The sequence below is a fragment of the Phytobacter sp. genome, assembly GCF_059074235.1.
This window is the reverse complement of the sequence record NZ_JCACPZ010000006.1, coordinates 138,500-150,872: the sequence shown is the minus strand read 5'-3', so window position 1 is coordinate 150,872 and position 12,373 is coordinate 138,500. Positions and strand designations below refer to the sequence as shown.

Below are 12,373 nucleotides of genomic sequence, written 5' to 3'. Positions count from 1 at the left end.
CGGTAGGGTTCAGTCCGGTAAAGACTGACCAAAGCGCTGGACCACACTTTCATCAACGCCATAGAAATCACCCTTCAGTTCAGACGACAGTTTCGCCATAAACTGCACCAGATAATTGGCATTGTGACAGGCAAGTTCACGCCCTTTTTCTGTTTGCATGGTTTGAGGGAGCGAAAGCAACTTGGTTCGAAAATGGTCAAGAGCATACTGTTTATCGTTAAGGTCGCGCGCATCCGCAAATGGATCGTTGCCGTCAAACAGCGCGACACCCAATGCACCAGAGACGGCAAAGACACGTGCAAGGCCAATCGCACCCAGAGCTTCAAGCCGATCCGCATCCTGGACAATTTTCGCCTCCAGCGTCAGCGGTAGGATGCCTGCGCTGAAGCTATGTGCCTCAATGGCATGCAAGACGCCGTTGTAGCAACCTGCCGGGAAATCGGGAAAATCGGTGGCCAGGATTTCACATGCTTTTTTCGCCGCCATGCGGGAAGCCATCTGGCGTTCTGGGTGATTTTTCGGCAGGCTGACAATGTCATGGAAATAGCAGGCTGCTAATATCACCCGTTCGTCCGCATGTTGTCCTGCCAGTAAATGCTGCGCAGTTTGCCAAACCCGACGAAAATGTGTTGCATCGTGGGCGGCATCAGCTTGGGTATAGTGTTGATGCAACCACGCATCGAATCGCTGCTGCCACTGCATTAATGTCATCATCAGTCCGTTAAAAGAAAAGTGTACACATGCCGGTTATGTTGGCCTTTCACGCCTTCGGGCGTGGTGGGCGGGTGTACCAGGCAATCATCCCCAGGATAACCCCAACAATGCAGGCGGTAAGAAGGCTTAATATTAGCCACAACCATTCCACGATAGCTGATGCCCCGCTATCGGGAAAGAAAATAACCGCCGTTGAATTGGGTTGGCTGACCCGCCAGATGCACTGAATAACGAAACAGATAAACCAGAGACAAAAGGACCAGAACACCCAGAGTGCCAGCTTACCTCCCGAACTACGATCCAACATTTTCTTGCTCTGCCTATTTTTCGAACTTTTTTCACTCGACATGCAACAACACAACAAAATTTCATAATTAATGTGATTTACATCACATTACACTGCCATTGATTTCCCTTCAAAGGGTTTAAATCAGAACGTTTTACTTAAGTCAGGTTAAATTGATCTTGCTCAACTGAAACTGAATTGAGCATAGCGCAAGCAATCAATTTACTACTTGAATGGTTCTTATTTCCACATTCAATATATAAATGAAAAAAGATGTTAATTTACCCACTATATTTAAAGACCTATTTATGTCATTATCCATCCGCTACTTTCATCAAATAGCTTCTGAATTTTCTAACACTCTTCTTTTCCCTAATCAGGAACGCCCGGCATAAGCACCGGGCTTTTTTTTGTCTCTTACCTCATTCATAAATGCAATAAACATAATTTTAAAAATTATTCATAAAAAGCATTTTATTTATAAATAAAATAATCAACACCTTATTTATCACGCAAATCAACCCAGTATCATTCACTCAACGAATACCATCAACACATTGAATTTACTATATAAATACAATTTAATTCAGAAACATTTTGCAATATTTAAACTAATTTTTTTACATTTTTGGCGTAAATTGAAATGAACTTAATCGAATAGTATCAGCATGTAATTTCGGATGAAGTTATATGCATAAATATAAATGATGATCTTAAGGGAATAGATTATGAAAAGAAATGTACTGGCGATTTTAGTTCCTGCGTTATTAGCTGCAGGCTCAGTAAATGCAGCAGAAATTTATAACAAAAACGGAAACAAAGTAGATTTCTACGGCAAAGTGGTCGGTGAGCGCATCTGGAGCAATACCGACAACAGCAACAGTGAAAACAAAGATACGTCATACGCTCGTATTGGTATTAAAGGTGAAACCCAAATCAACTCTGAACTCATCGGCTTTGGTCGGTGGGAATACAATATGGATGCCAGCCAAACTGAAGGCGGGCAGAATGAAGATACCCGTCTTGCATTTGCCGGTCTGAAGTTTGCCAACTACGGCACCTTTGATTACGGTCGTAACTACGGCGTGGCTTACGATGTGGCTGCTTACACCGATATGCTGGTTGAATGGGGTGGTGACTCCTGGGCTGCAAAAGACAACTACATGAACGGCCGTACCAACGGGGTTGCCACTTATCGCGTGACCGATTTCTTCGGTGAAGTTGATGGCCTGAATCTGGCATTGCAGTACCAGGGGAAAAATGACAGCGAACGTGGCGTGACAAAACAGAATGGTGACGGTTATGCCATGTCTGCTTCCTATGAATTTGACGGTTTCGGTTTTGCCGCTACCTATGGCAAGTCTGACCGTACCGATGAACAGTCTTTTGACCGCAAAGGCGACAATGCCGAAGTCTGGTCCATCGCGGCGAAATACGATGCCAACAACGTCTACGCTGCGATGATGTACGGCGAAACCCGTAACATGACAGTTGAAAAAGATGACCAGTTTGCCAATAAAACTCAGAACTTTGAAGCCGTTATTCAGTATCAGTTCGACTTCGGCCTGCGTCCATCCCTGGGTTACGTTTACTCAAAAGGGGAAGACCTGAGCCGTCGCGGCAACTTCAAAGGCGGTGACGCTTCACGCGTGAACTACATTGAAGTCGGCACCTGGTACTACTTCAATAAAAACATGAACGTATACGCGGCGTATCAGTTTAACCTGCTGGATGACACCCATTACGTGAAAGAAACCAAAACCAACAAAGACGATCAGTTCGCTCTGGGTATCGTTTACCAGTTCTGATTGTTTCTCCACCTCATTCAAGCCCGCAGACTGCGGGCTTTTTTAGCGCTTGAGTTTATGCCCATAAGCACGCATCCACTCTGCCAGAGGCGAAAGCGCACTCTGTAGCGTCAGGCCCAGTTCCGTTATCTGATACTCCACACGCGGTGGAATTTCCGGATAGACCTGCCGGGAAACTAAACCCCGTTGTTCAAACTGGCGTAATTGTTTTGTCAGTTCCTTCTGCGTGATCGGCGCTGCCGCTCTGAGCAATTCACCGAATCGCACCGGTGTGTTTAACACAATCAGGCGATACAGAATCGGTATTGCCCATTTTCCCGATACCAGCCCCACAAAGCTGGTCATGGGGCACTCTTCGTGGTCACATTTTTTTTCATCATCACATATGAGTAATTCAGCCATAGCACACCCTTCGCATCATTAGTATCCACTTGGTACCTGGTTTCCTTTGGATAGTAACGTTTCTATAGTGCTTTCTCCAGCCACAACTCAGGAGAACGTCATGGGACGTTTAGCAAACAAATATACGCTTATTACCGGCGGGACCAGCGGCATCGGGCTGGCAACGGCGCAGGAATTCATTGCTCAGGGCGCTCAGATTGCGGTGACCGGGCGTAATCCTGAAACCCTCGCCGACGCACAACGCATCCTCGGGGAGAATGCCTGGGTGATCGCCGCAGATGCTGGAGATATTGTCTCGCAGAAGCAACTGGCACAAACGCTTGCTACGCGCTGGCCACGCCTGGACGCCGTATTTGTTAATGCGGGGGATGTCACACACGGGCTTATCGAAGAGTGGGACGAAGCGAAATGGGACCGTTTGATGCAAACAAACCTCAAAGGGCCTTTTTTCTTACTGCAAGCCCTTCTGCCGCTACTCAATAATCCCTCATCCGTCATCTTGTGTGGGTCGGTCAGTGCACGTATCGGTTTGCCCACCAGCAGCGTCTACGCCGCCAGTAAAGCAGGACTCTTGTCGCTGGCCCGCACGCTCTCAGCTGAATGGATCTCACTCGGTGTGCGCGTGAACGGCCTGAGCCCAGGGCCGGTTGAAACACCGGCGTTAGGCAAACTCGGACTGAGCGATGATGCACTGCGTGCATTACAGAGTGACATTGCCAGTCTGGTACCACTCAAACGGATGGGGACGGTAACGGAACTGGCAAAAGCAGCGCTCTATCTTGCCTCTGACGAGTCGACTTATACGGTAGGGACGGAATTGCTGGTCGATGGCGGGACCGGGAGTTTGTAATGATGGTTCACTTCAGTATGCTCTCGTTAAATGAGAGACGGAATGAGCACTCCAACGCCATGCGCAGCACCCGTTAGTATTGCAGCCCATAAAGCGGATGAGGCCAGACTGGCGCTATAAACCTGCCATGCAGGCACGCTCAATGTGCCTGCGGCTAATGGCACCAGATAGCGTAACAGAGCAATGAAACGCGAGGTGAAGATGACCCATATTGCATTGCGCTGCAGTCGATTTTGCACCAACAACAGTTTATCGGCATGGCGCATACGTCCAAAACGTGCGCGACAAGCCATTGCCCGTCCGAGTTGAAAATTCACTATCGAGCCCACAGTCGCGCCAGCCATAACCCCAGACCAGGCGACCACGGGATGCAGACTGGTGTGACTGATAGCAAGCCCGCTTAATAACATCACCGAGGCAGGCGGAAGAAAAGTTGAAATAAGTATCGTCGATTTAGCGAATGCAATAATAAACAGTAAAGCGAACATCTGCGCCGGATGTGACGCAAAATGAGTAAGCATACTGTTTAACCACTCCATCCCTGCCCCGCTTTCACTCGAAAAATCCGTTGGTGATACTATTTAACCGGTTTACGTCTAAATAGGGGTTCAACGAGAAAGGCGTTTGCAAGTGGCGAACAATGCTTAGATCTGTTGGTTACGCAGTTGTGTACAGAACGGACAGCCGCAGCCGTTTACTGGCACTGCCGCACAGGTGCCCGGCACTCCCCGGTTCTGGTTTGTTGCCGGGATAGCCGCGCCCCGGCCATAAATCGCATATTCCACACTGCGAACCTGTTCACGCGAAAAGGTACTCGCGTCGTTAGTCTTCGCCTGAAAGGCCATCGCACTGCTGGAAACCACCGCTAACGAAAAAGCCAGAATCTGAGTAACTTGCATAGCTAATAACCTCGAAGGGGAACAACCTTGATTTGTTATAAGATAACATAACCCAGAGTAACAGAATTTAAACTTTAAAATTTATGTCATGAATGTTTGAGCACCTCCTCCCTGGCTTTTCAGCGCGAAGCCTCCCCCCAATCTGAAGAAAATCTTTTACGAGAAGAAACAGTCAGAAACGAATTAATGGACGCTTTGTATAGATTGTAAATGTTATTTTATAACATTAAGAATTCGTCAGTTCTTCGTTTTAGTCACGACTTATACGCTGTGCTGAATTGATATGAACATAAACGAAGAAACTGGAGAGTTTATGGGGCCGCAATCACCCACGCCTGAGCATCGCCATCAGGCCAATCCTGTGTACCCGCGTCTGCTGATTTTACAGACCTGCCTCTACTGCGTTTTGTTACCTGCCGGGGCCGTTTATCTTTTTATACATCTGTTCTCAGGAGCAGATAACTGGCTGTACGCCCTGCGTTCGGTGCTTGGCATTGCCTGCCTGTTGCTGGCATTTGTCGAGAATTCCTTGCGCTGTCATGCCACGATTGCCCTGGAACCGTCCGGCAGCACCGAAGAAATATCTCCCACCTTACGGCGCCGTTTCCTGCCACCGGGTTTAGACGCCTGGCTTATGCGGGTGCAGCAACATCTGTTCATTACCATGCTGGCTTCACTTGCAGCTCTGGTATTCGCTGTCCTCAACATTGCGGATACCGCAACGCTCGTGGACATTAGCACGCTGAATCTGGTGGGTGTCGGCCTGCTCCTCTCACTCTGCTTTGCCACGCTGGTTATCGAGCGACTGCTGAGTTTTAAGCCACTGCGCAATCTGCATTTTCAGCGGGACCACATTGGCATTGCACGTGTGATACTGAGCCTGCTTGTTCTGTTGACCACGTCACTGCTCAGCACCGCTGTTTTTCCCCTGCTGGCACTGGTGCTCATTAAGTTAAGCAGCGTACTTGTACTGTTTATCTCGCTGGAGTATTTGCTGAGGTCACTGGCAAACATGGGGACGCCATCTCCCCTGAATAACACACCCGCCTTTCTTACCCGTAGCATGCTCACAGCACTTTATCACTGGCCATTACGTCCACTTCATTTACTCCTCGAGGCCATAAAATCGCGCTTCGGGGTCGATCTTGCCCGCATTCAGGCATTTCGTCTGATAGGCAGACGGCTGGTACCCGTGACTTGTCTGATGGTGATGCTCGGCTGGCTACTCAGTGGCCTCACAGAAATTCCCCTGCACCAGCGCGGCATCTATGAACGATTTGGTCGGCCGGTTGATGTCCTCTCCCCCGGCTTGCACACTGGTTTGCCCTGGCCTTTTGGCCGGGTGATTACCATTGAAAATGGTGCGGTGCACGAATTACAACTCGGGGATCTTACCGAGAAAACGAAGGCATCTCGTGATCAAAGTGATGCAGAGGGACCGGCCCCTCAAAGCAGCTGGCGTCTCTGGGATAGCAGCCATGCAGCGGATCAGTCGCAGGTGATCGCCAGCACCGCCTCGGGCAGCCAGAACTTTCAGATAGTGAACATGGACATTCGTTTGATCTGGCGCGTGGGTTTAACGGACAGTGATGCACTCAACAGTCAGTATCAGACCGATCAACTGCCTGAACTTATTCGTGGCATTGCGCGCCAGGTGCTGGTGAAACAGTTTGCCAGCGCGCAACTGGATGACCTGCTTACCGGGCAGCAGGCAACGTTAGCGGGTGTGCTCAATCAGAAAATTCAGCGGCGACTCAGTGCACTCAATACCGGCGTTGAACTGCTCTTCACACGCATTGAAGCTATCCACCCCCCCGCGGGTGCTGCTGATGCCTGGCACGGCGTCCAGGCCGCACAAATTTCCGAAAACGCGGTGATTGCCCGTGAAAAGGGCTATGCCGCTGTAGTAAACAACGACGCGCAAAATAAAGCACTTACGCTTATCCATGACGCAGAGGCTCGTGCTGCGGAAAATCTCGCTCAGGCCAAAGCTGAATCCACCCATTTTGCTGCCGAACATCAGGCATGGCAGCAGGCCGGGAACGCCTTCCTGCTGGAAAGACGCTATCAAATTCTCAGCCAGACGCTGGCGCATGCGCCGCTCTTAATCCTGGATAACCACCTTCCGGATACAAGTAAACCCGTACTGGATTTTCGCCAGTATGCCGACTTACCTGACAGCACCGCAGCGCAAAAGGCCGGTACAAAATGAAGATCCACACGATAACCTCAGCCTCAACGGCCTCAAAAGTGGGCAAACAACATAGACTTCCGTCCTCCCCGCAACGTCGCATACACGCCCTGCGCATTGGCGTTGCATTACTGCTGGTGGTGCTTGCGCTCCTGACCGCCACGTTGCTGGATGTGCGCGCTGGCGAGGCAACGGTTGTCACCCGATTTGGTGATCCCGTCAGAGTGTTGCTCAATCCGGGCCTTTCCTGGCGCCTTCCGGCTCCTTTTGAAACACCGCTGAATGTCGATTTGCGGATGCGATCCACCTCCAGTGGTCTGCAGGATGTGGGCACCCGCGATGGATTACGCGTGCTGGTGCAAGCCTGGGTCATCTGGCGAGTCAAACCTGATGACACACACGTCCTGCGTTTCATTCGTGCGGTACAAAATCAGCCGGATGAAGCCGCCCGACAGATCCGCACCTTTATTGGCTCCGCACTGGAGACAACCACCAGCAACTACCTTCTCGCCGATATCGTGAATGTCGACAGCAAGCAGATCAAAATTGCCCAGCTTGAACAACAGCTTCAGACCCAGCTTCAGGCACAGCTTCTGAACAGTTACGGGATTGATGTTATCCAGACGGGGATTGAGCGTCTGACACTCCCCGCTGTCACGCTCAATGCCACCGTTGATCGGATGCGTGCTGAACGCGAGACCATCGCCACCGAGCGCACTGCAGAAGGAAAACGCCAGGCGGCGGAAATCCATGCCAAAGCCGACAAGGATGCCCGCATTCTGGAGGCAGATGCCTCTGTGAAGGCCGCGACTATTACCGCCGAAGCACAGCGTGATGCCGCGGCAATCTATGGTAAGACCTGGGCAAGCGACCCTCAATTGTATGAGCTGCTGCGGTCACTGGATACGCTCAGCACCATCGTGAATGGCAATACCCGAATCGTGTTGCGCACCGATGCAGAACCTTTCCGCACTCTGGTTCAGGGCCCCACGCCCGCAAAAGAGGCAAACCCGCAATGAGACACGCTCCGTTGAAGCCGACACCCTGGGGCCAGTCTTACCGTATCGCCTTTTTTGGCTTATACGGCACAGCCCTGCTTGCGGCGCTGGCATGGCTCTTTTCCTGTGTTCATGAGGTGACTGCAGACAGCCGTGCGGTGGTCTTTCATTTCGGCAATCCAACGCGCGTCGTCAACGCGGGTTTGCTGTTGGCCTGGCCACATCCCGTAGACAGTGTCGAGCTTGTCCCTGCCGCAGAACGGATCCTCGAACATGATGTGTTGGTACTGCAACGCGCCCGCCAGTTAGAGCAGGTCAACAACTGGGAACGCAGTGGCGATGCCGGTGCGGGCGCAGGTTATCTGCTGACGGGCGATGCGGGCGTGGTACAACTGGACGTCCGCGTCTTCTGGCGGGTCAGCGATCCGGTTCGTTTTGCGCTTCAGCGTTCGCATATCGCTCCTCTGATTGATCGTCTTGCTGAACGTGCCGCCACGGTAGTATGTGCAGGGCGCGATCTGGATACCATTCTCGTCGCACGCCCGGAGATGCTGCAGAACGATCAGCACGCCGCAGAAGAACGTTCGCGCTTGCGCAGTGATTTCAAACAAGCCCTGACGCAGAGTCTTGCCAGAATGGCTGCCGAGGGTAATGACCCTGGCATCACCATTGAGCGTATCGATATTGCCTCTTCATTACCGAACAACGCCGTCACTGCCTTCAATGCGGTACTGACGGCCAGTCAGCAGGCCGATCAGGCAATCGCAGCCGCACATACCGACGCGACACTGCGTGCACAACAGGCGCAGCAGCAGGTTGATCGGGTACTGCAACAGGCACAAGCCAGCCGGGAGGAGACGCTGGCCAGGGCCAACATCGACACCCAGACTATTCAGCAACTCGCGCAGGCTCAGCGTGACGGTAAAGATGGCGGGTTACTTCAACGCCTCTGGCGTGACCGGGTGTCACGGATTTTGGCCCAGGCCGGACAAGTCATTACCGTCGCGCCAGGCGAAGACAGTCACCTGATTCTCCAGGGCCCAACCTCACAACCCCTTCCTTCTGTCGCCAGCGAGAAAAAGCCATGAGTCATTCATGTGGACACGGACATATTCATTTTGGTGAGACGCTGCAAACCCCGACAGAGCAGCAACGGATGTCACGTCAACTCACGCTCGCCATGCTCACCATCGGGCTGCTAGTGCTGAGCCTTATCTGGCGCAGCGTAGCACCAGAACAACCGGCCATTAGCGATATTCTGGCCGGTGTCGCCTGGTTGCTGGTCGCCGTTCCCGTGTTTCGCGCGGGCTGGCACAGCCTGCTGCATCCCGATCTTCATGGTGTGACCGACCTGCTTATCGTACTGGCCATGTTGGGCGCCTGGTCGCTGGGCGATTTGGTCACCGCTGCGCTGCTGCCTGTTATCATGATTTTTGGCCATATTCTTGAAGAACGCAGCGTGATGGGCACCCGTCAGGCGATTGCGGGGTTAAGCAAACTGACCCACAGCCAGACAAGACGAGTTTGTGCGGATGGTTCGCTTGAGCGCATCACCAGCCAGCATTTGCAAGCCGGAGACATTGTTGAAATCCGTCCGGGCGACCAGGTTCCGGCCGATGGTCGTGTGCTTTCCGGGCATGCCAGCCTTGATGTAGCCTCGATAACCGGCGAGTCACTCCCACAGGAGGTCTCACCCGGGATGGCCATTTTTGGCGGCACGCTCAATCTGAACGGTCTGCTGCGCATGGAGGTCACCCACACGGGTGAACAGTCAACGCTCGGGAAAGTGATTGCGTTGATGAAAGACGCTGAGCAGGCGAAACCTCCCATCACGAGGATGCTAGAGCGCTACGCGGGTCACTATCTGATCCTGGTTTTACTGATTGCGGCCACAACATGGTTTTTAACTTACGACAGTCAGGCCATGCTGGCCGTACTGGTCGCAGCCTGCCCCTGTGCGCTGGTGCTCTCCGCACCTGCCACATCGATGGCAGGTATCGCGGTAGCCGCTCGCCACGGCATTCTGATCCGTAATGCCGCTTTTCTTGAAGAGCTGGCGGATGTCGATGCGGTCATTATTGATAAGACCGGTACCCTCACCGAAGGCCATTTGCGGCTGGCAGGTGTCAGTCTGACTACCGGGCGTGCTCAGGACGCCGTGTTGCAACTGGCTCGCGCAGTCGGTGCGACAAGTAATCATCCGGTCAGCCGGGCGCTGGCAGATTCAATTCCGGCCAGTCGCACTATCCCGTTAGAGAACGTCGAGGAGATCCAGGGGCTTGGCATTGCTGCGAATACTGAAGCCGGGCACGTTCTTTTGGGGCGCTACGCACTGTTCGAGCGCCATAAGATTGCGGTCTCACCTCTGCCCGCGCACGACGGCCCCGTCGTTGGCTTATCTGAAGACGGCGTTTTTCTGGGATGGTTTCTGCTGGATGACACACTTCGCCCTGAGGCACCCGAAGCGATGGCGGCGCTGAGAACCCTCGGTATTGACAGGCAACACTTACTGACCGGCGACCGCCTGGCGGCGGCACAGCGCATTGCGGCACTGGCCGGTACAGATGAAATCACGGCCGAGGCGCTCCCGGCAGAAAAATTACGTCAGGTGAATCAGCTTGTGGATGAGGGCTGGCGGCCGATGGTGGTCGGCGATGGCATTAATGACGCGCTGGCCTTAAAAGCAGGCGCCGTTGGCGTGGCAATGGGCAGCAACGGGGCGGATATCGCTCTGGCTTCAGCCGACGTCGTTCTGACCGGCAGTGATTTACGCCGCCTGGCCACCGCCGTTCGGTTAAGCCGCCGTTGCCGGGCCACGCTTCAGGTCAACGTGTTTATCGGTTTAGGCTGGACGATTCTTATCGTCATCGCCGCGGCTCTGGGATTACTCGGCGTCGCGGGTGCGTTGATCGCTGCCATCCTGCACAACATCAGCACGCTGCTGGTGTTATTGAACACGGGGCGCCTGTTGCAGTTTGACGAGCGTGACACCAAGCCGCACACAACAACGCGCGCAACAACAGAATTCAGTTAGGGCAAAGATGCCCGGATGAGAAAAGCGTAGATTGCGTTACGTTTATGAGATGTGTGCACATGACAGAATTATCCATGATGTGTAACATTCATGTTGTGCAAACGAGGGATTTCCGGAAAGAAATCAACAAGAAGTGGCGGAGAGAGGGGGATTTGAACCCCCGGTAGAGTTGCCCCTACTCTAGTTTTCGAGACTAGTCCGTTCAGCCGCTCCGGCATCTCTCCGTTTAGATGGTTGCCATCATGCCAGGTTATTTGGCATTTTAACAGACCCTGTCCCACTAAATGGGTTCAAGTGGCGAGTTTGCGAGCGAAGCGATGATAAAGTGGCCCTGGAAAACGAAAGACACCGCCCATGATGATGAATTTCCATGGGAAGATGCGCTAAATATTCCTGTGTTAGCGAATCTTACGTTAGAAGAACAAGCGAAACTGGTGCAGTTGGCTGACCGTTTTTTACAGCAAAAACGGTTGGTCGCATTGCAAGGTTTCGAACTCGATGCACTGAAGAGCGCACGCATTGGGCTGATTTTTTGCCTCCCGGTGCTGACGCTGGGCCTCGAATGGCTCGACGGTTTCCATGAAGTGCTCATCTACCCCGCACCTTTCATCGTTGATGATGAATGGGAAGATGACATTGGCCTGGTGCATAACCAGCGCATGGTGCAATCCGGTCAGAGTTGGCAGCAAGGTCCCATTGTGCTGAACTGGCTCGATATTCAGGATTCGTTCGATGCCTCCGGCTTCAATCTCATTATTCATGAAGTTGCGCATAAACTTGATGCACGTAACGGCGACCGTACCAACGGTATTCCCCTCATTGCGCTGCGTGAAGTGGCTGGCTGGGAACACGACCTGCATGCCGCAATGGATAATATCCAGGATGAGATCGATCTGGTGGGAGAAAGCGCGGCCAGTATTGACGCCTATGCAGCAACCGATCCAGCAGAATGTTTCGCGGTACTGTCGGAGTACTTTTTCAGTGCCCCCGAGTTGTTTGCCCCACGGTTCCCGTTACTCTGGCAGCGTTTCTGCGCGTTTTATGGCCAGGACCCGCTAACCCGCTTGCGCGACAGGCCTTTTTCGTCTGATGAGCAAGTGAACCGCGTACACTAAAACGGCAGCCTGCGGTTTAATTAATCAATTGAATCAGTAGGTTAAATTTAGCGTTGACACACATGAACGTGGCAAG

12 protein-coding genes and 1 tRNA gene are annotated in these 12,373 nt (G+C 52.4%); 7 read left to right on the top strand and 6 right to left on the bottom strand.

Annotated features, from left to right (window positions below):
* Positions 1–9 precede the first annotated feature (9 nt).
* The gene (locus tag AC5JPW_RS15365) at positions 10–711 is read right to left on the bottom strand and encodes a phosphohydrolase (protein WP_494242369.1); all 702 of its coding nucleotides are present in this window, start codon (positions 709–711) and stop codon (positions 10–12) included.
* A 49-nt stretch (positions 712–760) separates the two neighbouring features.
* Positions 761–1,021: a cell division protein DrpB gene (gene drpB / locus AC5JPW_RS15360; protein ID WP_494241651.1), complete on the bottom strand. Its 261-nt coding sequence runs from the start codon at positions 1,019–1,021 to the stop codon at positions 761–763.
* Between the two features lie 707 nt (positions 1,022–1,728).
* Between drpB and AC5JPW_RS15355 the strand changes: the two genes are divergently transcribed.
* Positions 1,729–2,808 carry a porin gene (locus tag AC5JPW_RS15355; RefSeq protein ID WP_494241649.1) on the top strand — a complete coding sequence of 360 codons (1,080 nt, stop codon included), beginning with the start codon at positions 1,729–1,731 and terminating at the stop codon, positions 2,806–2,808.
* Positions 2,809–2,850: 42 nt separating this feature from the next.
* Here AC5JPW_RS15355 and AC5JPW_RS15350 read toward each other — a convergent pair whose 3' ends face one another.
* Entirely contained in the window at positions 2,851–3,210 is a 360-nt protein-coding gene (locus tag AC5JPW_RS15350; protein WP_494241648.1) for a winged helix-turn-helix transcriptional regulator, read from the bottom strand.
* Between the two features lie 100 nt (positions 3,211–3,310).
* Here AC5JPW_RS15350 and AC5JPW_RS15345 point away from each other — a divergent pair, with 100 nt between their 5' ends.
* Complete coding sequence (locus tag AC5JPW_RS15345) at positions 3,311–4,060, top strand: SDR family oxidoreductase (RefSeq protein ID WP_494241646.1); 750 nt, start codon at positions 3,311–3,313, stop codon at positions 4,058–4,060.
* Between the two features lie 26 nt (positions 4,061–4,086).
* On the opposite strand, the gene AC5JPW_RS15340 is transcribed toward AC5JPW_RS15345, so the two are convergent.
* Positions 4,087–4,581 carry a DedA family protein gene (locus tag AC5JPW_RS15340; RefSeq protein WP_494241645.1) on the bottom strand — a complete coding sequence of 165 codons (495 nt, stop codon included), beginning with the start codon at positions 4,579–4,581 and terminating at the stop codon, positions 4,087–4,089.
* A 123-nt stretch (positions 4,582–4,704) separates the two neighbouring features.
* A complete protein-coding gene (locus AC5JPW_RS15335) occupies positions 4,705–4,959 on the bottom strand; it encodes a hypothetical protein (protein WP_494241643.1) in 255 nt (84 codons plus the stop codon).
* 313 nt (positions 4,960–5,272) lie between these two features.
* On the opposite strand from AC5JPW_RS15335, the gene hflK reads away from it, so the two are divergent.
* Genes hflK through AC5JPW_RS15315 form a run of 4 tightly spaced genes read left to right on the top strand, consistent with a single transcriptional unit; the run spans position 5,273 to position 11,182 of the window.
* Positions 5,273–7,171: a protease modulator HflK gene (gene hflK / locus AC5JPW_RS15330; RefSeq protein ID WP_494241642.1), complete on the top strand. Its 1,899-nt coding sequence runs from the start codon at positions 5,273–5,275 to the stop codon at positions 7,169–7,171.
* A gap of 38 nt (positions 7,172–7,209) precedes the next feature.
* On the top strand, positions 7,210–8,169 hold the full coding sequence (gene hflC / locus AC5JPW_RS15325; protein ID WP_494241640.1) for a protease modulator HflC: 960 nt from the start codon (positions 7,210–7,212) through the stop codon (positions 8,167–8,169).
* Complete coding sequence (locus AC5JPW_RS15320) at positions 8,166–9,236, top strand: SPFH domain-containing protein (RefSeq protein WP_494241639.1); 1,071 nt, start codon at positions 8,166–8,168, stop codon at positions 9,234–9,236. The genes hflC and AC5JPW_RS15320 overlap by 4 nt, the downstream gene beginning before the upstream one ends.
* Positions 9,233–11,182 (top strand): heavy metal translocating P-type ATPase, encoded by a 1,950-nt coding sequence (locus AC5JPW_RS15315; protein WP_494241637.1) that lies wholly within the window; start codon positions 9,233–9,235, stop codon positions 11,180–11,182. Before AC5JPW_RS15320 ends, AC5JPW_RS15315 begins: the two co-directional genes overlap by 4 nt.
* Positions 11,183–11,316: 134 nt before the next feature.
* Here the strand turns inward: AC5JPW_RS15315 and AC5JPW_RS15310 are convergent.
* A tRNA-Ser gene (locus AC5JPW_RS15310) sits at positions 11,317–11,406 on the bottom strand.
* Positions 11,407–11,499: 93 nt separating this feature from the next.
* Here AC5JPW_RS15310 and mtfA point away from each other — a divergent pair.
* On the top strand, positions 11,500–12,297 hold the full coding sequence (mtfA, locus tag AC5JPW_RS15305) for a DgsA anti-repressor MtfA (RefSeq protein WP_494241635.1): 798 nt from the start codon (positions 11,500–11,502) through the stop codon (positions 12,295–12,297).
* Positions 12,298–12,373: the final 76 nt, after the last annotated feature.

Excerpts from the sequence above, each read along its gene's own strand:
- AC5JPW_RS15335 (WP_494241643.1), bottom strand. The coding sequence starts at position 4,959 with ATGCAAGTTACTCAGATTCTGGCTTTTTCGTTAGCGGTGGTTTCCAGC.
- hflK (WP_494241642.1), top strand. The coding sequence starts at position 5,273 with ATGGGGCCGCAATCACCCACGCCTGAGCATCGCCATCAGGCCAATCCT.
- AC5JPW_RS15345 (WP_494241646.1), top strand. The coding sequence starts at position 3,311 with ATGGGACGTTTAGCAAACAAATATACGCTTATTACCGGCGGGACCAGC.
- AC5JPW_RS15315 (WP_494241637.1), top strand. The coding sequence starts at position 9,233 with ATGAGTCATTCATGTGGACACGGACATATTCATTTTGGTGAGACGCTG.
- drpB (WP_494241651.1), bottom strand. The coding sequence starts at position 1,021 with ATGTTGGATCGTAGTTCGGGAGGTAAGCTGGCACTCTGGGTGTTCTGG.
- AC5JPW_RS15355 (WP_494241649.1), top strand. The coding sequence starts at position 1,729 with ATGAAAAGAAATGTACTGGCGATTTTAGTTCCTGCGTTATTAGCTGCA.
- mtfA (WP_494241635.1), top strand. The coding sequence starts at position 11,500 with ATGATAAAGTGGCCCTGGAAAACGAAAGACACCGCCCATGATGATGAA.
- AC5JPW_RS15340 (WP_494241645.1), bottom strand. The coding sequence starts at position 4,581 with ATGCTTACTCATTTTGCGTCACATCCGGCGCAGATGTTCGCTTTACTG.
- AC5JPW_RS15320 (WP_494241639.1), top strand. The coding sequence starts at position 8,166 with ATGAGACACGCTCCGTTGAAGCCGACACCCTGGGGCCAGTCTTACCGT.
- AC5JPW_RS15365 (WP_494242369.1), bottom strand. The coding sequence starts at position 711 with ATGACATTAATGCAGTGGCAGCAGCGATTCGATGCGTGGTTGCATCAA.
- AC5JPW_RS15350 (WP_494241648.1), bottom strand. The coding sequence starts at position 3,210 with ATGGCTGAATTACTCATATGTGATGATGAAAAAAAATGTGACCACGAA.